The organism is Methylosinus sp. RM1 (assembly GCF_011378635.1).
Taxonomy (GTDB): domain Bacteria; phylum Pseudomonadota; class Alphaproteobacteria; order Rhizobiales; family Beijerinckiaceae; genus Methylosinus; species Methylosinus sporium.
Map to the genome: position 1 here is coordinate 35086 of NZ_WOVC01000015.1, position 20321 is coordinate 55406.

Sequence of the window (20321 nt, forward strand, 5' to 3'; positions counted from 1 at the left end):
AAGTCGCTTGCGGCCCGAGATGGGCCGGGGGCATTGATAAGGCAAGCATGTCGCGCTTGGCAATCGTCGGCGCGGCGCCCGCGAATCGAAAGTCCATCCCCCTCGCCCTCATGCTGAGGAGGCGGCGGAGCCGCCGTCTCGAAGCACGCGGGCGAACTCCAGAAGGCGGCGCTGACGGTTTCCTCGTCCTTCGAGACGCCCGCACCAAAGTCGGGTTTGCCCGACTTTGGCTCTTCGAATTGCCGATCTCGGGCGAGCCCGAGATCGATGCGGGCTCCTCAGGATGAGGAAACCTTCACCCGATCGTCACCGTAGAACCGCTCGAGCGCGGCTCACTTCAACGCGAATCCCAACGCCCGCAGCGCATCCTTCAGCCGGTCGCGGCCGCTGAGGCTCTCCGGGCCGCGAATGCGAGAGAGCGCCTGGCGAATCCAGCCCTGCTCGGGAAGGCCCGCCTCCTTCTGGAAATCCCGGAACTTCCCGTCATAAGTGGCGACAGCCTCGCGCTGCGCCTCGTTCCAGGCATATTGCTCGCGATGCAGAACGGCGCCCTGGCCGAGGCGCGGGCGCACGCCGCCGGCCTTGGCCGGATCGGGACGGCCGACCGCCATGCCGAAGACGGCGAAAACGCCCGGCGGCAGGTCCAGCTCCTTGGCCACCTCCTCCGGCTTGTTGCGGATCCCGCCGATATAGACCCCGCCATAGCCGAGCGATTCCAGCGCGACCAGCGCATTTTGCGCGGCGAGGCCGGCGTCGATCGCGGCGGTGAGGAACATTTCGAGATAGGGCAGCGCCGCCCCGTCGCGGCCCTGCTCCTTGCCGATATTCTCGAGCCGCGAGAGATCGGCGAGCCACAGAAGAAACAAAGGCGCGTCGCGAATATGCTGCTGATTGCCGGCGAGATCGGCGAGGCGGCTCTTGCGCGCCTCATCCTCGACGGCGACGAGGCTCCAGACCTGGAGATTGGAGGAGGTGGAGGCCGATTGCGCGGCGGCGACGACGGTCGCCAGAGTTTCGGCGGGAATTTTTTCCGGCAGATAGGCGCGAATGGACCGATGCGCGAGCAGAAGCTCCAGCGTCTCGTTCCAAACGGGCGGGGTGGGCGAATCATCGCGGCGATAGCGGGCGCGGATCGCCTCCGCGCCATCGGCCGCGCTCAATTCCCCTTTGCTGATCGGCTTGTTCATGTCGTCTCCAGAAAACGCCGCATGACGCGCGCCGTAACGCGCGCTTTGCGGCATGGTGGCGAAAGCCGCCGCAAAAATCCACCCTGGCGCCGCGGGAAAACCAGAAGCGGGCGGGGCGCTCCCGGCCTATCGGTTTGTACTGATAACGGCGACGCCGCCGCTGCTGCGTGTGGACAACGCCGAGCGGTTCTGTTAATTCCCCGCGCACGGGTCAGGCGCTCCGTCAGCGCCCGACTGACTATTCTCACCCGCAGCAACGTCTCCACCCGGGGCGCGCGCCGCCTCTAGAAACAGGATCGCTTCGTGCAAGTTCTCGTCCGCGACAATAATGTCGACCAGGCTCTCAAGGCGCTGAAGAAGAAGATGCAGCGCGAAGGCATTTTCCGCGAGATGAAGCTCCGCGGCCATTATGAGAAGCCCTCCGAGAAGCGGGCCCGCGAGAAGGCCGAGGCCGTGCGCCGCGCGCGCAAGCTCGCCCGCAAGAAGCTGCAGCGCGAAGGTCTGCTGCCGGTGAAAGCGAAGCCCGCCGTCGGCGGCCGCTGAGCGCGTTAAAAGCGGGCGCACCGTCGAATTCTCGCCGAATTGCCCGGTATAGATCGTCGTCATCGCGCGTTCCGCGCTTTCAGGACTTTGTTCGAGGAGGTCGGACGGAATGGAATTGCCGCTCGGCTCGGCGGTTCGCCGGACGTCCCCCGCATCTCGCCGCCGCGCGCCTCTGCGCGCGGGCGCCGCGATGCTGACTCTACTCGCCCTCACCGGTTGCGAGACCGCCGGCGTGCTGCGGCCGCCGGGACGCGGCTTCGCCGAGACCGACGCCGCCGACCCCAGAGCCGCCAACGCCAATATCGAATCGCTCTCCGAGGTGATTCGTCGCAATCCGAGCCCGGAGGCATACAACACCCGCGGCGTGGCGCTGGCGAAGATCGGCCAGTTCCAGGAGGCGATCGCCGATTTTTCCCAGGCAATCAAGATCGAGCCCAATAACGCCGCCGCTTTCACCAATCGGGCCCTCGCCTTCCGCCAGATCGGCCGCAACGATCAGGCGCGGCTCGATTTCGACCGCGCCGTCGACGTCAACCCCAATCACGCGCCGGCCTATATCGGCCGCGCCAATCTGCTGCGCGCGCAGGGCAATCTCGAGCAGGCGCTCGCCGATCTCGATGCGGCGATCAAGCTCAATCCCGAGAGCGCGCAGGCGTTTCACGCGCGCGGGCTGATCCATCAGAAGCGCGGCGACAATCAGCGCGCCGTCACCGATTTCGACAACGCCATCGATCGCGATCCTTTCGCGGCGGCGCCCTATCAGGCGCGCGGCGAGAGCCTCGTCACGCTCGGCAATTACGACAAGGCGATCGAGGATTTCAACGCTGCGCTCAATGTCGACAATAAGAGCGCGCCGGCCTGGGCCTGGCTCGGCCTCGCCTATGAGCGCAAGGGCAATCGCCAGAAGGCGTCCGAATCCTATCAGCGCGCTCTGGCGCTCGATCCGCAGCAGCCGATCGCGAAACAGGGCGCCTCGCGCGGCTGAGCGTCAATCGCTCGCCTCCATGCGACGCGGCGTCGCCAGCGCCGCGTCCACCCAGCGCGCGACGCGCGGGAACACGTCCGGCAGTCCCAGCACCAAATGCTGCCCGCCGGGCGCGAGGACGAAGGTCTTCGGCTCATTGGCGAGATCGAACAGCCGCCGCCCGAGCGCGATCGGCACCACGCCATCCTCGTCTCCATGGACGATCAGCAGCGGCATATGCACGTCGCGAATGGCGAGATCGGAGCGGAACTGATCCAGCATCAGCCAGCGCACGGGCAGAAAGCCGAAGCGCGTCTCGGCGACGTCGACGGCCGAGGAGAAAGGCGAATCGAGCGCCAGGGCCGCCGCCGCGCGCCGCGCCGCGAGCTGCGTCGCGACGCCGGACCCCAATGATTCGCCGATGATGACGAGGCGCTCCGGCTCGTAGCCGCGCGCGCGGGCCTCCGCATAGGCGGCCTCGGCGTCGCGCATGACGCCTTCTTGCGTCGGCGTTCCGCTGGAGCCCGCATAGCCGCGATAGGCGATGGCGAGAAAGCCATAGCCGGCGGAGAGGAAATTGCGGAAACGCGCGGCGCGATCCACCAGCCCGCCGGCGTTTCCGTGGAAATAGAGCAACAGTGGCCGCCCCTCGCGCGGCGGCGCGTGCCAGGCGACGATCGTCTCGCCATCCGATGTCGAAAGCGTCAGTTCCTCGACGCCGGCGAGGCCCGCCTCATGCGGCGGGATATGACGCCTGTCCGGCAGATATTGCAGGCGTCGCTGAAACAGGCCGAGGCCCGCCGTCGACAGAAAGTAAAGTCCGACGACGACGAGCAGCGTCCATTTCAGCAGCGCAAGGACCATCGGCGATCAGCCTTTGCTTTCGGCTCGGCGCCGCGCCTCGGCGCGCTCCTCGAGCTTCGACGCGACAAAGCCCGCGACGAGCACCAGAACGGCGCCGACGATAGAGGAGGCCAATTCGAAATGGGCCGGCGCAGTCCAGCCGAGCTTCGTCCAGACCGGATCGCCAGCGATGAGCTCGCCCGAAATCCAGCCGAGCAGGCCGGCGCCCGCCCAGACGAGAATGGGAAAGCGCGACAGCGCCTGCATCAGCAGGCCGGCGCCGAAGACGACGATCGGCACGGACACGGCGAGGCCGAAGACGATGAGCGGCATGGAGCCGCGCGCGGCGCCGGCGATGGCGATGACATTGTCGAGCGACATCACCGCATCGGCCATGACGATGGCCGCCACCGCGCCCCAGAGGTCCTCTTTCGCGTCGACGTGATGCTCGGTCTCGTCGATGAGCAGCTTGGTGGCGACGCCGAGCAGCAAGAGCCCGCCGATCGCCTTGAGCGCCGGAATGGCCATGAGCTGTATGACGACGAAGGCGAAGGCGATGCGCAGCGTCACGCCGCCGGCCGCGCCCAGAATTATGCCCCATCGCCGTTGCTGTTTCGGGAGCTTGTGACAGGCGAGGGCGATGAGAATCGCATTGTCGCCCGAAAGAAGCAGATCGATCCAGATGATTTCGAAGATTTCGAAGCCGACGGAAAGCTCGTCGCCGTTCATTGACTTGGATTTCCAACCCTGCCCGTGGGCAGCATGGGCGCGATCATATCGCGCGGAAGGGGGAGAAGGCCAGCGAGATCGGACGGCGGCGGAGCTTTGCGCTATCGCCGCGTCTTGGCCGCGACATTGGCGGGCGCGGCGGCGCAGGGCGGCATGAAGTCGGCGAGCTTTTTCTCGTCCGCGCCGGGCCGGTGCGCGTCATGGCCGATCAGCAGCGGCAGCCAGCCGAGCGCATCATCCGTATGCACATAGACGTCGAAAATCACCGCCCCGGCGGGGATTTCCGCGCGGCGACAGAACAGCCCGCCGTCGAGCTCGAGCGAACCGTGGGCTTTCGCGCCGCTCTCGCGCCAGCGCATTCCTTCCTCCTGCGCGGCGCGGATAGCGGCGAGATCCCGCCTGTCGGCCTCGAAAACCACGAGCCCGCCGCTCAGCGTCGATTCGAGGCCGGCGAGAATGGGCCCGTCTTCGGCCCTCGCGCCGGAGACGAGGCGAATCGTCAGCACGCGCTTGGCCGCCTCCTCGCCCTCCCGCCAATAGGCGACGACGACCCGCGCGCTCGTCGGCGTCGGCTCCAGCCAATCGGGCGCGCGCAAGGCGACACGGAGCGGCGCGACGTCGGCCGTCGAGAGATCGAAGGAGCGCAGCTTCCACTGCGTGGAGAGTGGAACGCCGTTGCAGGCCGAAAGAAAAAGAGCAGAGGCGAGCGCGAGAGACGGGAGGCCGCGGGTCATGAATCGCTTCCTTTTGTTCGATTATATTTTCATGTTTGACATTAAAAATAATATGTGTCAAATTGTTTCTATCGCGCATGACGCGACCAAGGAGGATGCAACCCATGACCGACGCCGTCGCTTTTCAGGACCCGCGTTTTTCCGCGCTGCGGGCGCGCATCGGCTGGATCTGCCAGACGGTCCGGGCGCTCGTCATTGTCTTCGCCGGGGCCGATCTCCTCGCGATACTGACCTTCTGGGCCGATCACGGAAAGGTCGAGCGCCATTATCACGAGCTGCTGCAGATCGATGTTTCGGGCGCTTCACAAAGCCAATATGCGACAGCGACGGCGCTGAGCCTCTTCGTCTGGGTCTTCGCCGCCGTCATCAGCTTTTGCCTGTGGCGCGTGTTCAGCCTCTATCGCGAGGGCGGCGTCTTCTCCGCGGAGGCGGCGCTCTGGCTGCGGCGCGCCGGCGTCATCGGGCTGTTCACCGTGCTGCTGGATGTCGTCATGCGCTCGGCGATCATCCTCGCCATCGCATCGCATCTGCCGCCCGGACAGAACCATCACGGCTACATAAGGCTCGAGGATCTGCTGAACATCATCTTCCTGCTGATGCTGATCGCCATAGCGCATATCTTCAAGACCGCAGCCGACATCGCCGGCGAGCACGCGCAATTCGTGTGAGCGCCATGGCGATCGTGGTCAATCTCGACGTGATGCTCGCGCGGCGCAAAATGCGCTCGCGCGATCTCGCGCAACGCATCGGCATCGCCGAGCAGAATGTGAGCCTTTTGAAATCCGGCAAGGTGAAAGGAATTCGCTTCGATACGCTGGAGAAGATCTGCGAGGTCTTGGACTGCCAGCCGGGCGACATTCTGGAATATCGGCCGGAGGCAGAGGGAAAGGGAGGTTGATTTATCCGGCGATTTACCGTACATATGCGGTCGAAGATCGGAGGCGTCAAAAATCGGAGGCGTCATGGGCGCAGAAAACAACCGAACGGCGCGGCTCGAAGCGCGTCTCGCGCCCGAGGCGCTGGCCGCGATCAAACGCGCCGCCGAAATCCAAGGCCGAAGCGTCAGCGATTTCGTGGTGGTCGCCGCGCACGAAGCGGCGATTCGCACGATCGAGGAAACCCAGATCATCCGACTCTCGGTCGAAGATCAGCGCATATTCGCCGATGCGATTCTCGACCCACCCGCGCCGTCGCCCGGATTGCAGCGCGCCGCCGACGCCTATCGTCGGCTCGTCAAGGCGACGAAGTGACGGTCGAATTTCGTATCGAATTGCTGAGCTCGATCCATGACAGGGAGCGATTTTATTGCGGCGTCGAGCCGCTCGACCGCTATCTGCGCGAGCTCGCTGCACAGGATGTGAAGCGGCGCATCAGCAATTGCTTCGTCGCGCTCGACGACGTCGGCGCCATCGCGGGCTATTACACTTTCGCCGCGGCCAGCCTGCCGCTCACCGAGCTGCCACCCGCGATCGTGAGAAAGCTGCCGCGCTACGGCGTGGTTCCCGCCGGACTGATCGGCAGGCTTGCGGTCGATGTGAAATTTCGACGGCGAGGCCTCGCCGGCGCAATGGTCATGGACGCCGTCGTGCGAGCGGCGAGGGCCGATCCCGCGATATTCGCGATCGTCGTGGAGGCGAAGGACGAAAGCGCCGAGGCCTTCTATCGAAGCCTCGGTTTTCTTGCTTTCGCGGTCAGATCATCTTCCTACTTCCTGCCGATTTCGACGGCTCTGCAGGCGCTCGCAAAAGCGAAGCGATGACCCTCACTTCAAGAACACGTAGATATCCACCTCGAGCCCATCGTCGTCACTGGTCTTCAAATCGGTGAGATATTCCTCGACGAACAGATTTTTCGTGTCGAGACCCTTCTCGTCCAGAAAGGCGGTGATCGCCTCATAGGTCGAGTCGATCTCCTCATAAGGCCCGCGATGCTGGAATTTCAGCGCCTTGCCGGCCGGCGACGCGCCGGCCTCGACACCGTGCTCGAACTTGGCCTTGGTCTCGGGCGGGCGCATCAGCGGCAACATGGCCTCGAAATGAAAGCCATTGTCATCCGTCTCGGTGAAGGCGACCAGCGGACGGCCGTCCACGGTGAGGCCAGCCTTGGAGGCGGCGATGCGCAGATTGGCGACGGCCTCTGAAAGCGTCTTGAGTCCGTCCGCCCATGTGCCCTGCCCGCGCAATTTGACGACGGGACGGGCGATGATATCGATCGCCTGACCGGCGATAGCGTCGGCCTGCGCCTGCGCCTGCGCCTCCGCCTCGGCCTGAGAAGGCTCGTTGAGGTCCAGCGTCGGCTTCGGCGCGACGGGGCTGTCCGGCGCGGCGGGCGCGGGCTTTTGCGGCGTCTCCGCCGCGACCTGCGCGCTCGGCGCCAGAACGACGGCGGTGGGGGTGGGCGAGGTGGATGTCGCGCCGAAAAAGGCTCCCGCGACGACGGCGAGAACAGCCAGCCCCGCGACAAAGGGCCAAGCCCGCTTCAATCTCTGCGTGACGCCCTCACCGCTCGAATTGCTCATCGGTCTCGTCCTCTTGGAAAGCGCAGGCGCCGGCCATAGCGTCGCGATTCGATTCTCTATATACGCCTGTAACAGGAAATGAACGGCATGATGACCAGTCCGCTCGCCGGCCTCCCGATCTTTCGCATGAACGGGATCGGCAATGAAATTCTCGTTCTCGACTTGCGCCGCGCCGGCCTCGAGGTCGCGCCCGCCGAGGCGCGCGCCATCGCCCGCGCCCCCGGCCTGCGCTTCGACCAGCTCATGGTCCTGCAGACGCCGCGCCATGCTGGCGCCAACGCCTTCATGCGCATCTACAATACCGACGGCTCGCTCTCCGCCGCCTGCGGCAATGGCACGCGCTGCGTCGCCTATGTGCTCGGCCGCGCCGGCGAAGGCGAGACGCTGACGCTGGAGACCGACGCCGGCCCGGTGCGCACATGGCGCGCCGGCGAGACGCGCTTTGCCGTCGATATGGGCGCCCCGCGTCTCGGCTGGCGGGAGATCCCGCTCGCCGAGGAAGCGCCCGATACGAGAAATGTGACGCTTGCGCCGGAAATCCAGGGGGCGCCCGCCGCCTTTTCGGCGGTCAATATGGGCAATCCTCACGCGGTCTTCTTCGTCGACGACCCGCCGTCTATGGATCTCGCGACGCTCGGGCCGCAGCTCGAGCATCACAAGCTCTTTCCCGAGCGCGCCAATATCTCCTTCGCCAAGATCATCACGCCGGACGAGATTTTGCTGCGCGTATGGGAGCGCGGCGCGGGCGAGACGCGGGCCTGCGGCTCGGCCGCCTGCGCGACGCTGGTGGCGGCCGCCCGAAGCGGCCTTTCAGCCCGCGAGGCGCGCGTGCGCCTGCCCGGCGGCGAGCTCGTCATCGCCTGGGGGGCGGACGATCATGTGCTGATGACCGGCGACGTCGAGCTCGAATTCGAGACGGCGCTGGAAGCGCGCTATTTCGCCGAGCCGGAATCATGACCGCCGCGGTCGACATCGTCACCTTCGGCTGCCGTCTCAATTACGTCGATTCCGAGCGGCTGCTGCACGAGGCGCGCGCCGGCGCGCAAAGCGAGCGCGTCATCGTCAATACTTGCGCCGTGACGGCCGAGGCGACGCGCCAGGCGCGCCAGGCGATCCGCCGCCTGAAGCGCGAGCGGCCGACGGCCGAGATCGTGGTCGCCGGCTGCGCGGCGCGCATCGACCCGCAGAGCTTCGCCACGATGGATGGCGTCACGCGGGTGCTGACCGAGCCGGGCGAGACGCGCGCCGACAGCGCCGCCGAAGGGCAGACTCGCGCCTTTCTCGCCGTGCAGAACGGCTGCGATCATAGCTGCACTTTCTGCATCATTCCGCTCGGCCGCGGTCCCTCGCGCTCCATCGCGCCGGGCGAGGTCGTCGCCGAGGCGCGGCGGCTGGTCGAGAGCGGCAAGCGCGAGATCGTGCTGACCGGCGTCGATCTCACCAGCTATTCCGCCGAGGGCGTTACGCTCGGCGGCCTCGCGCGCGCGCTGTTGCGGGAATTGCCGCAGCTCGAGCGGCTGCGGCTCTCCTCCATCGACTGCATAGAGGCGGACGCCGCGCTTTTCGATTGCATGGTCGCCGAACCGCGGCTCATGCCGCATCTGCATCTCTCGCTGCAATCGGGCGACGATCTCATTCTGAAGCGCATGAAGCGTCGCCATTCGCGCGCCGACGCCATTCGTTTTTGCGCCGAATTGCGCGCGGCGCGGCCGGATATCGTCTTCGGCGCCGATTTCATCACCGGCTTTCCCACCGAGACGGAAGACATGTTCGCCCGCACGCTCGCTCTCGTCGAGGAGTGCGGGCTGACGCATCTGCATGTCTTCCCCTATTCGCCGCGTCCCGGAACGCCGGCGGCGCTGATGCCTCGAGTGAATGGCGCATTGGCGAGGGAGCGCGCCGCCCGCCTGCGCGCGGCCGGAGAAGCGGCGCTCATCCGTCATCTCGACGCGCAGATCGGCAAGACATTGCGCGTGCTGACGGAAAAAGGCGGCATGGCCCGCGCCGACGATTTCACGCTCATTCGCACGCCCGGCGCGGAAGCGGGGCGGATGCTGGAAATGCGCGTGACGGGGCATGACGGGAAGGCGTTGAATGGCGTCTTCATCACCTGAGCGTCATCGCGCGGAGCAACGAAGCCTCTTGCTTTTCGCGCATGACAGGCGTATCGCGCCGCGCATGAGCGACATGCGCAATTTTGCCCGCATTCAGAAAAACGCCCCGCACTGCGGTGGCGGCGTGGGCCTGCGCGCGCTCGGCAACCTGCTTTTCACATGATTTGTTAGTCCGGTCTTCTTCAGCGTTCGGGCCGCTGCGGCGGCCGGGCGCGGAGAGTGACCCATGAAATACGCTTTTCCTCTCATTCGGCATCTCGACGATATCGACAGGCATCGCGACGCCGGCCTCATGCATGAGGCGTTCAAGCGCGGCGAACGTCACAATGGCACGATCGTCTATGACTACGCCTATATGGACAATCAGGTTTTTCCGCCAATCGGCGCGACGCAATTCGCGGCGCTGGCGCGCGAGCTGCGCGGCCTGACCTTCGACGCGAAGAACGGCGCGCTGCTGTCGCGTCCCTATCAGAAATTCTTCAACGCCGGCGAACGCGAGGAGACGCTGGCGACGAATCTGCCGCTCGCCGATCGCCATCTCGTGCTGGAAAAGCTCGACGGCTCGATGATTCATGCTTTCATCCGGCCCGATGGCGCGCTCGCCTTCGCGACGCGTTGGGGCGTGAGCGACATAGCGCGCCAGGCGCTCGCCTGGTACGAAACGCAAGATGGAGACGGCGCCGGGCGCGCCGCGCTGCGCGATCTCGTCGTCGCCGGGCTGACGCCGATTTTCGAATGGACGTCGCCGGAAAACATCGTCGTCGTCCGCCACGCCGCACCGGCTCTGACACTGACCGGCCTGCGCGAACGCGAGACCGGCGATCATGTCGCTTACGCGCAGCTCGCCGATCATGCGCGGCGGCTGCGCGTTCCGCTCGTGCGCGCTTTCGATTCGATCGCGGATTGGGACAGTTTTTCTGCGCGCGCTTTCGCGGAGACCGAGGGCGAAGGCTATGTCGTGCGCTTCGACGACGGCCATATGCTGAAGGTGAAGAATACGCTCTATGCGCGCGTTCACAAATTCAAGGCGCATCTCGCGCAGCCCAAGGACGCGGCGGAAATCATCGTCTCCGGCGCGCTGGACGATATGCTGCCGCATCTTTCCGCAGCCGAGCGGAGCAAGATCGAAGCCTATCGCGATTGCCTGCGCGCGCGTCTCTCCGCCACGGCGAGCCGATTGGCGGAGACGATCGCGCGAGCGCGCGAGGAAATCACCACGCAGGACCCGCGCGAACGTCAGAAGCTGTTCTGGACCCTCTATGCCGCGCCGCTCGGCGCGGCATTGTCGGGAAGCGCGGTGGATGTCTGGCTGGAGCGCCGCGACGCATTCGCGGCGATCGATCTGCTGTTGCTGAAGAATACGAGCGCCAATGCGCGTTTCCAGCAGATCGTGGCGGCGCTCGATCTTCCCGAGCTCGCCTTCGGCTTCGACGGCGATCAATGAGAGAAATGAGAGACGCGCTCGCGGCCGCCTTGGCGATGCCTCTGTGATTTCGCGCCGACTTATTTCGCGCCGACTTGGGCGCGGACTCACAGAGCGCTCTCGATCGTTTCGATCGGCATAAAAAACGTCCGCTCGCCGAGCTTGCAGGGAAGAAACCCGCGCCTCGTATAGAAAGGGACCGATTCTTCATCGAGCGCGTGAACGACCACGCCTCTCACGCCGATCGTCTGCGAAGCGGACAATATTCGCTTCAGCGCATCGGCGAGCAGATCGGCCCCGAGACCCTTGCCGGCATGGCCGACATCCCGCGCCAGCCTGCCGATGATGCTCACCGGGATCGGATCGGGAAGGCCATGCTTCCTGACCTTGGAAGGAATCGCCGCACGCTCGATCGCGCCCGCGGAGATGCAGTAATAGCCGATGACCTTGTCGCCCTCGCAGGCGACATAGGTTCTCGCGCTACGTCCTTCGCTCGCGGCCGCGTGCTGCTTCAGCCATTCGTTCAGCCGAGGCTTGCCGCAGTCGAAGGTCCGAAAGTCATGCTTGGTCGGATCGAGCCGCGCGGGCGCATGAAATATCGCCCCGCGCTCTACCTCTCCCACAGAGGCTTCTTCTTCAGCAGCGCTCGCAGCTCGTCATTGGGCGGCGGCGGCCGATCCAGCACCGCCTCGAATTCCGTGAAATCTTTTTCATCGAGCACGAACAGGCGCTGATCGAGCAATATGTCGACGGCGTGGTTTCGAGCGCTTTCCGTGATGAACTCGCTGCGCGTCTTGCCGAGGAGCGAGGCGGCGGTGTCGATCAGATTGCGCGTCGTCGTCGACATGCGCACATTCACTGTGGAGTCGTGACGCTCTCTGGCCGGCGCCGCCGGCCGTTTCGACGCCTCGGTCGGCATTCGACTCTCCTCTGACGATCAGCCTATTGAAAAGCCCGTGTGTGGATAATGTCAATACAAAAGATCATTCGTCACGGCGCCTTATAAACGATTCGATAGACCGCCCCATTCTGGTCGTCCGCCACCAGCAGCGAGCCGTCCGGCAGCTCCGCCACATCCACGGGCCGGCCGAGATATTGCGGATCGCCATCGTTCCAGCCTTCCGCGAAAGGCTCGCTGACGCCGCGCTTTCCCTCCGGGCCGACGCGGGTGAACATCACGCGCGCGCCGACCGGCATCGTCCGGTCCCAGGAGCCGTGCTGCGCCGAGAAAATTCCGCCGCGATAATAGGGCGGGAAGGTCGAGCCGCGATAGAAGGTCATGCCGAGATCGGCGGCGTGCGGCGCCTCCTCCACCTCCGGAAAGACGACGCCCTGCGGCGGCGCATCGCGCGCATATTCATTCGTGCGCACATGGCCGCCGCCATACCAGGGAAAGCCGAAATGCAATCCCGGCCGCGTCGCGCGATTCAATTCGCCCGGCGGCGTGTCGTCGCCCATGCTATCCACCTGATTGTCGGTGAACCAGAGCGTCCCATCCGAAGGATCGAAATCCATGCCGACAGAATTGCGAATGCCGCGCGCAAAAACCTCGCGGCCGGAGCCGTCGCGATTCATGCGGATGATTCCGCCCATGCCGATTTTGTCGAAGAGCTCGAGCTTGTCGCGCGGCGTGACATTGTAGGGCTGGCCGAGCGACACATAGAGCTTGCCGTCCGGCCCGATGCGGCAGACGCGCGTCGTGTGATTGGCGCTCTGCTCGGCGGCGGGGATGAGCCCGCCCTGCGGCGCGAGGCCGCGCGCGTCTTTCCAGGCGAGCCGGCGCCAGTCTGTCTCCGCCGCGGGGAAGCTCGAAATGCGATTCTGCTCGACGACGAAGAGGCTTCCCTCCGCGTCGAAGCAGAGCCCATGCGGAATGACGAAAGGCGCGTCGGGGGCGAAAACATCGACCGAAGCGGCGCCCTCCCCGCCCGGCGTCAGCACATGAATGCGGTTCGCATCCGTGCCGACGAAAATGGCGGCGCCGCGCCGTCCGACAGCGAGCGTGCGCGCATGTGGAACCAGCGCATAAAGCGAGATGGCGAAGCCTTCCGGCATATGGATGCGGCTCAGATCCGCCTCTATTCGGCGGGTCTCGGCCTCCGGCGAGGGCTCCGCGCCGGCGTCGAGGATCGGCGTCGAGCAGAGGCAGAGGCAAAGGGCGATCCGGCGAATCATCGGACGGTCTCCGTGGCGGTCCCAAAAGGACCCGTCGAGAAAGATAGGGCCGCGCGCCCTTGCGGCTTGCCGATTATTTATTCCGGGTATTATTGACTTGCGTAATTTTTAATGGGTATAAATAGCGCATGGAAAATGATCTCCTCTCCCGTCTGTCGCGGCCCTGCGCCGCTTTCGCCGAGGGCCGAATGCTGGCCGCGGGCCCTTTGGTGGAGGTCGCTCTCGCGGTCGAGAGCGCCGACGCCGCCGACGGCCATATTCTCACTTTCGACGATGCGACGGGCGAGATCGTCGATCTCGATCTGCGCGGCGGAAAGGCCGCGATCATCGCGCGGCTCGCCGCTTCCCCCGCCGCCAGCGGCAAGCCGCAAAGCGGAACCGCCGAGCCGGAGACGGGCGACGAGAGCGCGCGCGGACGCGGACGGCCCAGGCTCGGCGTCGTCGCGCGCGAGGTCACGCTACTGCCGCGCCATTGGGACTGGCTCGCCACCCAGCCCGGCGGCGCTTCGGCGACGCTGCGCCGGCTCGTCGACAACGCCCGGCGCGAGAGCGGGGCGGACGACCGCACGCGCGCGGCGCGCGAGGCCGCCTATCGCTTCCTTTCCAACGTCGCCGGAAATCTGCCGGGCTATGAGGAGGCGCTGCGCGCGCTCTTCGCCGGGGACGCCGCGCGCTTCGAGGCGCAAATGGCCGGGTGGCCGAAGGATGTTCGCGCCTATGCGCTGCGCCTCGCCGGCGGCGGCGCGTGAGCAGGAGCCACGGCTTGCAATGGCGCGGGCGCGAGCGCATGTATCGCGAAACCTGTTCCGGCGACGAGGATTGCGATGCCGCTCTACGCCTATAGCTGCAATTCCTGCGATAAAGAATTCGAGACCTTGGTGCGCTCGGACGACACTCCCGCCTGTCCGGCCTGCGGAAGCGTCGAATTGACGCGCCAGCTCTCGCTGATCGCGAAGCCGGCGAGCGGCGGCGAGGCCGAGCCCGCCTGCGCCGCCCTCGGCGGCGGCGGCTGCAGAGCCTCCTGCCCCGCCTTCGCCGATTGCGGCTGAGCGCGAATTTCAGCCCCTCGCCCAGAATTGTTCGATATCGGCGGTTGACTTCGCCGAGGAGAGTGAGATTCTTTCGGCGTCGGCCATCCACCGGGTCTCCCGGGGGAAAAGACGGCTTTTGCCGCTTTCTCTCGCGAATCGGATAGGATCGGAAGACGACCGATTCATCCTGAAGGGAGAATATCCATTCGCCGTCCAATGAAGAGCACCGCGGCCCCACAGAAGGAAGGTCCGCGCATCAACCGGGAGATTCGCGCGCGCGAGGTGCAACTGATCGACTCGGAAGGCAAGAACCACGGCGTGGTTCCTCTGCTCGACGCCCTCTCTCTGGCGGAGACGGCTGCGCTCGATCTCGTCGAGATCGCGCCCAACTCCGAGCCGCCGGTCTGCAAAATTCTCGATTACGGAAAATTTCGTTTTCTCGAACAGAAAAAGGCCGCCGAGGCCCGCAAGAAGCAGAAGATCGTCGAGGTCAAGGAGATCAAGCTCCGCCCGGGCATCGACGAGCACGACTATGACGTGAAGATGAAGGCCGTGCAGCGCTTCTTCGAAGAGGGCGACAAGGTCAAGGTCACATTGCGTTTTCGCGGTCGTGAGATCGCCCACCAGGACATCGGCTATCGCCTGATGACCCGCGTGAAGGCGGAGACGGCCACCATCGCCAAGGTCGAGCTCGAGCCCTCGATGGAAGGCCGCCAGATGATCATGGTGCTGGCGCCGCGCTGACCCGCCTCGGACGGGGCCTCGATCCGCACTTGCCGAGGCCGCGTCTTTCAGTCTTTGTTGCTTTCATGTCCAGACCGTCCATCCGCGCGATTCTATCCGGCGCGGCGCTTCTATCGGCTTTCGCCGCATCGACCGGCGCGCGCGCGCAAATGGCGCTGCCGGGCGCCGTCGCGCCTGCGCCGGCCGGCGCCGTGGCGGCGCCGGCGGAGGGCTCGAAGCCCAAGCCGCGCGCCGCGGTCGCGCCCGTCGCGCCCAAATTGCCGAGCGAGGAGACGATCGTCGGACACGTCCTCCACCAGGACGGCGACGCGCGCGGCTCGATCGAATTGCAGCGCCGTGGCGGCGGCGCGCTGGAAGTGGCGCGGCTCTCGCTCGTCGGCGATCGGCTGACGCGCTCCGGCGAGACCTGCCGCATCGAGGTTTCCGAGCCCCTACCGCTCACGCCGCGGGAGACGACGAGCGGGCTGCGGCGCTATGAGGTGGCGTTTCCCGCCTGCCCCTTCGGTTTCGACGCGCTGGACGGGGCGATTCTGGTCAGCTCCGACGGCAAGGCCTGCGAGCTGAAACAGGCCGATTGCCGCGCCGACCCCAATGGACTCTGGGGAATGGGCGCGGATGAATTCGATCCCAAGCGCGCCGAGGAGATGCTGACGATGCGCGCCCGCATCGAGCAGACCGTGCGCAATGATTTCAAGGCGCTCTATGATCGGATCAAATCCGACAAGGCGCAGCGCAAGGAGCTGGTGCGCGAACAGGCCGGCTTTTCCGCGCGTCGCGAAGAGATCTGCCGCTCCTATGTTCAGGAGGCGGATTTCGGCTATTGCGCCCTGCGCGTGACCGAGGCGCGCGCTCTCGCGCTCGGCACACAGCTGGCCATCGGCTTCAAAAAAACGGCGGAAACCGGCGGCAAGAAAAAGCGGTAGGCCTGCGAATTCTTCTCCCGCGCGCTGGAGAAGGCGGCTTGGCGAAGCCGGGTCTGATGCGGGCGCCCGCGGTTTTCGCAGATCGAACAACATCCCAGATACCGCATAATGAAAAAGGCCGCCAGCCGCTGGCGGCCTTTTTCATTATGCGCGGCTCCCTCTCCCCGCTGTGGAGGAGAGGGAGAATCGCTATCGCCTCACTCCGCCGCGGCGGGCGGCAGGCGCGGCGGCGTCGGGCGCGTCTCGGCTTCCGCGGCGCGCTGCGTGATGATGAGATCGTCGCGGCCGGTGGCGATGCCACGGAATTTCGCCATGGCGGCGCCCGTGCCCGCCGGGATCAGCCGGCCGACGATGACATTCTCCTTGAGACCGACCAGCGGATCGACCTTGCCATTGACCGCCGCCTCGGTGAGCACGCGCGTGGTCTCCTGGAAGGAGGCCGCCGAGAAGAAGGAGCGCGTCTGCAGCGAGGCCTTGGTGATGCCGAGCAGAACCGGCGTGCCATGGGCCGGCTTGCCGCCCTCCTCGAGCGCCTTGGCGTTGGCCTCCTCGAGCTCGGTGAGATCGACCTGCTCGCCATCGAGGAAGCCGGTGTCGCCGGCGTCGACGATATCGACCTTCTGCAACATCTGACGCACGATCACTTCGATGTGCTTGTCATTGATGTTGACGCCCTGCAGCCGGTAGACCTCCTGGATCTCGTTGACGAGGTAAGCCGCCAGCTCCTCCACGCCCTTGATCGCCAGAATGTCGTGCGGCGCCGGATTGCCGTCGACGATATAGTCGCCCTTCTCCACGACGTCGCCGTCCTGAAGATGGATGTGCTTGCCCTTGGGGATCAGATATTCGACCGGCTCCGCGCCCTCCTCGTGCGGGACGATGGAGAGGCGCTGCTTGTTCTTATAGTCGCGGCCGAATTGCACCGTGCCGGAGATCTCCGCGATGATCGCGTGATCCTTCGGACGGCGCGCCTCGAACAACTCGGCGACGCGCGGCAGACCGCCGGTGATGTCGCGGGTCTTGGCGCTTTCGAGCGAGATACGCGCGACAATGTCGCCGGCTTTGATCTGCCCGCCCGGCTCGACCGCGATGATCGAGTCGACCGGCAGCGTGTAGCGGGCGTCGCCGCCGCGCTGCAGCTTGATGACCTTGCCGTCCGCGCCCTTGATGACGATTGCCGGCTTGAGGCTCGCCGAGCGCGTGTTGAGACGCCAATCCATGACGACGCGCTTGGTGATGCCCGTCGATTCGTCGGCCGTTTCCGACACCGACTGGCCTTCGACGAGATCCTCGAAGCCGATGGCGCCGTCCACCTCGCTGACGATGGGACGCGTATAGGGGTCCCATTCCGCGATGCGGTCGCCGCGCTTGATCTTGTCGCCTTCGTCCACCTTCAGCCGCGCGCCATATTGGATGCGGTTGACGGCGCGCTCGACGCCATCCGGCCCGACGATCACCGCGGCCACGTTGCGCGCCATCACGATGAGATCGCCATCCGAGTTGCGCGCCACATGGCGGTTGCGGATATGCACCGTGCCTTCGAAGTTGGACTCGATGAAGGACTGGTCCGCGAGCTGCGCCGCGCCGCCGATGTGGAAGGTGCGCATGGTGAGCTGCGTGCCCGGCTCGCCGATCGACTGCGCCGCGATGACGCCGACCGCCTCGCCCATATTGACGGGCGTGCCGCGGGCGAGATCGCGCCCGTAGCATTTGGCGCAGACGCCGTTCTTCGACTCGCAGGTCAGCACCGAGCGGATCTTCACCTCCTGAATGCCGGCGGCGTTGATCGGCTCGATATGCCATTCCTGAATCATCTCGCCATTGGGGACGATGATCTTGCCCTGCTGATCGCGCAGATCCTCCGCCGCCGTGCGGCCGAGAATGCGCGAGGCGAGCGAGGCGACAACCTGTCCGGCGTCGATGATCGCCCTCATGCGAATGCCCTTCTCAGTGCCGCAATCGACCGTGGTGATGATCGAATCCTGCGCCACGTCGACGAGACGACGCGTGAGATAGCCCGAGTTCGCGGTCTTCAACGCCGTGTCCGACAGGCCCTTGCGCGAGCCGTGGGTGGAGTTGAAGTATTCGAGAACGGTGAGGCCTTCTTTGAAGTTCGAGATGATCGGCGTCTCGATGATCTCGCCCGAGGGCTTGGTCATGAGGCCGCGCATCGCCGCGAGCTGCTTCATCTGGGCGGGCGAGCCGCGCGCGCCCGAGTGCGACATCATGTAGATCGAGTTGATCGGCAGATCGCGGCCATGCTCGTCCTTGCGGACGGTGGAGATGCGGATCATCATCTCCTCGGCGAGCTTCTCCGAGCACTTCATCCAGGCGTCGACGACCTTATTGTATTTCTCGCCCTGGGTGATGAGGCCGTCGTTGTACTGCTGCTCATATTCCTTGGTGGCGCTGCGCGTCTCTTCGATGATACGCTCCTTCGTCTCCGGCACGACCATGTCGTCCTTGCCGAAGGAGATGCCCGCCTTGAACGCTTCGCGGAAGCCGAGCGCCATGATGCGATCGCAGAAGATGACCGTCTCCTTCTGACCGCAATTGCGGTAGACGGTGTCGATCATGTTGGAGATTTCCTTCTTCGTCATCAGTCTGTTGGCTGCGTCGAAGGGAATCTTGGGATTGCGCGGCAAGAGCTGGCCGAGGATCAGGCGGCCGGGCGTGGTGTCGAAGATTTTCGACACGCGCTGGCCCTTCTCGTCATAGGTCCAGGCTCGGCCTTTGATCTTGGTCTGCAGCGTGATCGACTTGGCGGCGAGCGCATGTTCGATCTCGCCCTGGTCGGCGAACATCATGCCCTGGCCCGGTTCGCCGTCGCGCTCCAGCGACAGATAATAGAGGCCGAGAACAATGTCCTGCGACGGCACGATGATCGGCTGACCATTGGCCGGATGCAGAATGTTGTTCGTCGACATCATCAGCACGCGCGCCTCGAGCTGCGCTTCCAGCGACAGCGGGACATGCACGGCCATCTGGTCGCCGTCGAAGTCGGCGTTGAAAGCGGCGCAGACGAGGGGATGCAGCTGGATCGCCTTGCCTTCGATCAGCACCGGCTCGAAGGCCTGAATGCCGAGGCGGTGGAGCGTCGGCGCGCGATTGAGCAGCACCGGATGCTCGCGGATCACCTCGTCGAGGATATCCCAAACCTCCGGCTTCTCTTTCTCGACCAGCTTCTTGGCCTGTTTCACCGTAGCCGAGTGGCCCTTCGCATCGAGGCGCGAATAGATGAACGGCTTGAACAGCTCGAGCGCCATCTTCTTGGGCAGGCCGCATTGATGGAGCTTGAGCTCCGGGCCCACGACGATGACCGAGCGGCCGGAATAATCGACGCGCTTGCCGAGCAGATTCTGACGGAAGCGGCCCTGCTTGCCTTTCAGCATGTCGGCGAGCGACTTCAAAGGCCTCTTATTGGCGCCTGTGATCACGCGGCCGCGACGGCCATTGTCGAACAGAGCGTCGACGGCCTCCTGCAACATGCGCTTCTCGTTGCGGATGATGATGTCCGGCGCGCGCAGCTCGATCAGCCGCTTCAGACGATTGTTGCGGTTGATGACGCGGCGATAGAGATCATTGAGATCGGAGGTCGCGAAACGGCCGCCGTCGAGCGGAACCAGCGGGCGCAGGTCCGGCGGAATGACGGGGATCTCTTTCAGGATCATCCACTCCGGCTTATTGCCGGACTGGATGAAGGCCTCGATGATCTTCAACCGCTTGGCGAGCTTCTTGGGCTTGAGCTCGGTCGTCGCCTCGGCGATCTCCGTGCGCAGGCGCGCGGCGATGCCCTCGAGGTCCATCGACTCGAGAATCTTGCGGATCGCCTCGGCGCCGATCATGGCGGTGAAGTGATCCTGCCCATATTCGTCCTGGGCGCGCAGATATTCGTCCTCGGTGAGGAGCTGGCGCTCCTTCAGGGGCGTCAGGCCCGCATCGATGACGATATAGCTCTCGAAGTAGAGGATGCGCTCCAAATCCTTCAGCGTCATGTCGAGCAGAAGGCCGATGCGCGAGGGCAGCGACTTCAAGAACCAGATATGCGCGACCGGGGCGGCCAGCGAAATATGGCCCATGCGGTCGCGGCGAACGCGCGCGAGCGTGACCTCGACGCCGCATTTCTCGCAGATGACGCCCTTGTATTTCATGCGCTTGTACTTGCCGCACAAGCACTCGTAATCCTTGATCGGGCCGAAGATGCGGGCGCAGAACAGGCCGTCGCGCTCCGGCTTGAAGGTGCGGTAGTTGATCGTCTCCGGCTTTTTGATCTCGCCGAACGACCAGGAGAGGATTTTCTCCGGGCTCGCGATCGAAATCTGAATCTGATCGAACGCCTGCGGCTGAACGACCGGATTGAAGAGATTCATGACCTCTTGCTGATTCATGGTCT

At 65.1% G+C, this 20321-nt stretch carries 22 protein-coding genes; 13 read left to right on the forward strand and 9 right to left on the reverse strand.

The window, feature by feature from the left end; genetic code table 11:
* Positions 1 to 332: 332 nt before the first annotated feature.
* Positions 333 to 1187: a nitroreductase family protein gene (locus tag FMZ75_RS12155; protein ID WP_142862515.1), complete on the reverse strand. Its 855-nt coding sequence runs from the start codon at positions 1185 to 1187 to the stop codon at positions 333 to 335.
* Positions 1188 to 1490: 303 nt separating this feature from the next.
* Here FMZ75_RS12155 and rpsU point away from each other — a divergent pair, with 303 nt between their 5' ends.
* Together rpsU and FMZ75_RS12165 are read left to right on the forward strand one after the other, a co-directional pair.
* Positions 1491 to 1730 (forward strand): 30S ribosomal protein S21, encoded by a 240-nt coding sequence (gene rpsU / locus FMZ75_RS12160; RefSeq protein WP_018267543.1) that lies wholly within the window; start codon positions 1491 to 1493, stop codon positions 1728 to 1730.
* A gap of 109 nt (positions 1731 to 1839) precedes the next feature.
* Positions 1840 to 2715, forward strand: coding sequence for a tetratricopeptide repeat protein (locus FMZ75_RS12165; RefSeq protein WP_142862514.1), 876 nt, complete (start codon positions 1840 to 1842; stop codon positions 2713 to 2715).
* 3 nt (positions 2716 to 2718) lie between these two features.
* Here FMZ75_RS12165 and FMZ75_RS12170 read toward each other — a convergent pair whose 3' ends face one another.
* From FMZ75_RS12170 to FMZ75_RS12180, 3 genes are all read right to left on the reverse strand, one after another.
* On the reverse strand, positions 2719 to 3558 hold the full coding sequence (locus FMZ75_RS12170) for an alpha/beta hydrolase (RefSeq protein WP_166143100.1): 840 nt from the start codon (positions 3556 to 3558) through the stop codon (positions 2719 to 2721).
* A 6-nt stretch (positions 3559 to 3564) separates the two neighbouring features.
* Positions 3565 to 4266 (reverse strand): TerC family protein, encoded by a 702-nt coding sequence (locus tag FMZ75_RS12175; RefSeq protein WP_108915945.1) that lies wholly within the window; start codon positions 4264 to 4266, stop codon positions 3565 to 3567.
* Between the two features lie 101 nt (positions 4267 to 4367).
* On the reverse strand, positions 4368 to 5000 hold the full coding sequence (locus tag FMZ75_RS12180; protein ID WP_108915946.1) for a hypothetical protein: 633 nt from the start codon (positions 4998 to 5000) through the stop codon (positions 4368 to 4370).
* A gap of 104 nt (positions 5001 to 5104) precedes the next feature.
* Here FMZ75_RS12180 and FMZ75_RS12185 point away from each other — a divergent pair, with 104 nt between their 5' ends.
* The 4 genes from FMZ75_RS12185 to FMZ75_RS12200 all read left to right on the forward strand — a co-directional run bounded on the left by FMZ75_RS12185 (position 5105) and on the right by FMZ75_RS12200 (position 6759).
* The gene (locus FMZ75_RS12185) at positions 5105 to 5668 is read left to right on the forward strand and encodes a DUF2975 domain-containing protein (protein ID WP_166143102.1); all 564 of its coding nucleotides are present in this window, start codon (positions 5105 to 5107) and stop codon (positions 5666 to 5668) included.
* A gap of 5 nt (positions 5669 to 5673) precedes the next feature.
* Complete coding sequence (locus tag FMZ75_RS12190; protein ID WP_024881568.1) at positions 5674 to 5898, forward strand: helix-turn-helix transcriptional regulator; 225 nt, start codon at positions 5674 to 5676, stop codon at positions 5896 to 5898.
* A 64-nt stretch (positions 5899 to 5962) separates the two neighbouring features.
* Positions 5963 to 6250 carry a DUF1778 domain-containing protein gene (locus FMZ75_RS12195; protein WP_166143104.1) on the forward strand — a complete coding sequence of 96 codons (288 nt, stop codon included), beginning with the start codon at positions 5963 to 5965 and terminating at the stop codon, positions 6248 to 6250.
* Positions 6247 to 6759, forward strand: a complete 513-nt coding sequence (locus tag FMZ75_RS12200) for a GNAT family N-acetyltransferase (protein ID WP_166143106.1) — start codon at positions 6247 to 6249, stop codon at positions 6757 to 6759. The genes FMZ75_RS12195 and FMZ75_RS12200 overlap by 4 nt, the downstream gene beginning before the upstream one ends.
* A 3-nt stretch (positions 6760 to 6762) precedes the next feature.
* On the opposite strand, the gene FMZ75_RS12205 is transcribed toward FMZ75_RS12200, so the two are convergent.
* Positions 6763 to 7518 carry a GyrI-like domain-containing protein gene (locus tag FMZ75_RS12205; RefSeq protein ID WP_166143108.1) on the reverse strand — a complete coding sequence of 252 codons (756 nt, stop codon included), beginning with the start codon at positions 7516 to 7518 and terminating at the stop codon, positions 6763 to 6765.
* Between the two features lie 90 nt (positions 7519 to 7608).
* Between FMZ75_RS12205 and dapF the strand changes: the two genes are divergently transcribed.
* The 3 genes from dapF (at position 7609) to FMZ75_RS12220 (ending at position 11076) form a co-directional block, all read left to right on the forward strand.
* On the forward strand, positions 7609 to 8475 hold the full coding sequence (dapF, locus tag FMZ75_RS12210) for a diaminopimelate epimerase (RefSeq protein ID WP_166143165.1): 867 nt from the start codon (positions 7609 to 7611) through the stop codon (positions 8473 to 8475).
* Positions 8472 to 9632, forward strand: a complete 1161-nt coding sequence (locus FMZ75_RS12215; protein ID WP_166143110.1) for a MiaB/RimO family radical SAM methylthiotransferase — start codon at positions 8472 to 8474, stop codon at positions 9630 to 9632. The genes dapF and FMZ75_RS12215 overlap by 4 nt, the downstream gene beginning before the upstream one ends.
* 226 nt (positions 9633 to 9858) lie before the next feature.
* Entirely contained in the window at positions 9859 to 11076 is a 1218-nt protein-coding gene (locus tag FMZ75_RS12220) for an RNA ligase (protein ID WP_166143111.1), read from the forward strand.
* A gap of 86 nt (positions 11077 to 11162) precedes the next feature.
* On the opposite strand, the gene FMZ75_RS12225 is transcribed toward FMZ75_RS12220, so the two are convergent.
* The 3 genes from FMZ75_RS12225 to FMZ75_RS12235 form a co-directional block, all read right to left on the reverse strand.
* A complete protein-coding gene (locus FMZ75_RS12225) occupies positions 11163 to 11678 on the reverse strand; it encodes a GNAT family N-acetyltransferase (RefSeq protein ID WP_206605350.1) in 516 nt (171 codons plus the stop codon).
* A complete protein-coding gene (locus tag FMZ75_RS12230; RefSeq protein WP_166143113.1) occupies positions 11666 to 11974 on the reverse strand; it encodes a DUF1778 domain-containing protein in 309 nt (102 codons plus the stop codon). Before FMZ75_RS12230 ends, FMZ75_RS12225 begins: the two co-directional genes overlap by 13 nt.
* A gap of 71 nt (positions 11975 to 12045) precedes the next feature.
* Positions 12046 to 13230, reverse strand: a complete 1185-nt coding sequence (locus FMZ75_RS12235) for a sorbosone dehydrogenase family protein (protein ID WP_166143115.1) — start codon at positions 13228 to 13230, stop codon at positions 12046 to 12048.
* 128 nt (positions 13231 to 13358) lie between these two features.
* Here FMZ75_RS12235 and FMZ75_RS12240 point away from each other — a divergent pair, with 128 nt between their 5' ends.
* The 4 genes from FMZ75_RS12240 to FMZ75_RS12255 all read left to right on the forward strand — a co-directional run bounded on the left by FMZ75_RS12240 (position 13359) and on the right by FMZ75_RS12255 (position 15928).
* On the forward strand, positions 13359 to 13979 hold the full coding sequence (locus tag FMZ75_RS12240; protein ID WP_108915956.1) for a DUF2239 family protein: 621 nt from the start codon (positions 13359 to 13361) through the stop codon (positions 13977 to 13979).
* A gap of 75 nt (positions 13980 to 14054) precedes the next feature.
* Positions 14055 to 14279 carry a zinc ribbon domain-containing protein gene (locus tag FMZ75_RS12245; RefSeq protein ID WP_166143117.1) on the forward strand — a complete coding sequence of 75 codons (225 nt, stop codon included), beginning with the start codon at positions 14055 to 14057 and terminating at the stop codon, positions 14277 to 14279.
* A gap of 198 nt (positions 14280 to 14477) precedes the next feature.
* A complete protein-coding gene (infC, locus tag FMZ75_RS12250; RefSeq protein ID WP_108915958.1) occupies positions 14478 to 15005 on the forward strand; it encodes a translation initiation factor IF-3 in 528 nt (175 codons plus the stop codon).
* 65 nt (positions 15006 to 15070) lie between these two features.
* On the forward strand, positions 15071 to 15928 hold the full coding sequence (locus tag FMZ75_RS12255; protein ID WP_142862504.1) for a hypothetical protein: 858 nt from the start codon (positions 15071 to 15073) through the stop codon (positions 15926 to 15928).
* Positions 15929 to 16125: 197 nt separating this feature from the next.
* Here the strand turns inward: FMZ75_RS12255 and rpoC are convergent, their stop codons facing one another.
* Entirely contained in the window at positions 16126 to 20316 is a 4191-nt protein-coding gene (rpoC, locus tag FMZ75_RS12260; RefSeq protein ID WP_166143119.1) for a DNA-directed RNA polymerase subunit beta', read from the reverse strand.
* Positions 20317 to 20321: the final 5 nt, after the last annotated feature.

Excerpts from the sequence above, each read along its gene's own strand:
- FMZ75_RS12155 (WP_142862515.1), bottom strand. The coding sequence starts at position 1,187 with ATGAACAAGCCGATCAGCAAAGGGGAATTGAGCGCGGCCGATGGCGCG.
- FMZ75_RS12165 (WP_142862514.1), top strand. The coding sequence starts at position 1,840 with ATGGAATTGCCGCTCGGCTCGGCGGTTCGCCGGACGTCCCCCGCATCT.
- FMZ75_RS12170 (WP_166143100.1), bottom strand. The coding sequence starts at position 3,558 with ATGGTCCTTGCGCTGCTGAAATGGACGCTGCTCGTCGTCGTCGGACTT.
- FMZ75_RS12175 (WP_108915945.1), bottom strand. The coding sequence starts at position 4,266 with ATGAACGGCGACGAGCTTTCCGTCGGCTTCGAAATCTTCGAAATCATC.
- FMZ75_RS12180 (WP_108915946.1), bottom strand. The coding sequence starts at position 5,000 with ATGACCCGCGGCCTCCCGTCTCTCGCGCTCGCCTCTGCTCTTTTTCTT.
- FMZ75_RS12185 (WP_166143102.1), top strand. The coding sequence starts at position 5,105 with ATGACCGACGCCGTCGCTTTTCAGGACCCGCGTTTTTCCGCGCTGCGG.
- FMZ75_RS12190 (WP_024881568.1), top strand. The coding sequence starts at position 5,674 with ATGGCGATCGTGGTCAATCTCGACGTGATGCTCGCGCGGCGCAAAATG.
- FMZ75_RS12195 (WP_166143104.1), top strand. The coding sequence starts at position 5,963 with ATGGGCGCAGAAAACAACCGAACGGCGCGGCTCGAAGCGCGTCTCGCG.
- FMZ75_RS12205 (WP_166143108.1), bottom strand. The coding sequence starts at position 7,518 with ATGAGCAATTCGAGCGGTGAGGGCGTCACGCAGAGATTGAAGCGGGCT.
- dapF (WP_166143165.1), top strand. The coding sequence starts at position 7,609 with ATGACCAGTCCGCTCGCCGGCCTCCCGATCTTTCGCATGAACGGGATC.
- FMZ75_RS12215 (WP_166143110.1), top strand. The coding sequence starts at position 8,472 with ATGACCGCCGCGGTCGACATCGTCACCTTCGGCTGCCGTCTCAATTAC.
- FMZ75_RS12220 (WP_166143111.1), top strand. The coding sequence starts at position 9,859 with ATGAAATACGCTTTTCCTCTCATTCGGCATCTCGACGATATCGACAGG.
- FMZ75_RS12230 (WP_166143113.1), bottom strand. The coding sequence starts at position 11,974 with ATGCCGACCGAGGCGTCGAAACGGCCGGCGGCGCCGGCCAGAGAGCGT.
- FMZ75_RS12235 (WP_166143115.1), bottom strand. The coding sequence starts at position 13,230 with ATGATTCGCCGGATCGCCCTTTGCCTCTGCCTCTGCTCGACGCCGATC.
- FMZ75_RS12240 (WP_108915956.1), top strand. The coding sequence starts at position 13,359 with ATGGAAAATGATCTCCTCTCCCGTCTGTCGCGGCCCTGCGCCGCTTTC.
- FMZ75_RS12245 (WP_166143117.1), top strand. The coding sequence starts at position 14,055 with ATGCCGCTCTACGCCTATAGCTGCAATTCCTGCGATAAAGAATTCGAG.
- infC (WP_108915958.1), top strand. The coding sequence starts at position 14,478 with ATGAAGAGCACCGCGGCCCCACAGAAGGAAGGTCCGCGCATCAACCGG.
- FMZ75_RS12255 (WP_142862504.1), top strand. The coding sequence starts at position 15,071 with ATGTCCAGACCGTCCATCCGCGCGATTCTATCCGGCGCGGCGCTTCTA.
- rpoC (WP_166143119.1), bottom strand. The coding sequence starts at position 20,316 with ATGAATCAGCAAGAGGTCATGAATCTCTTCAATCCGGTCGTTCAGCCG.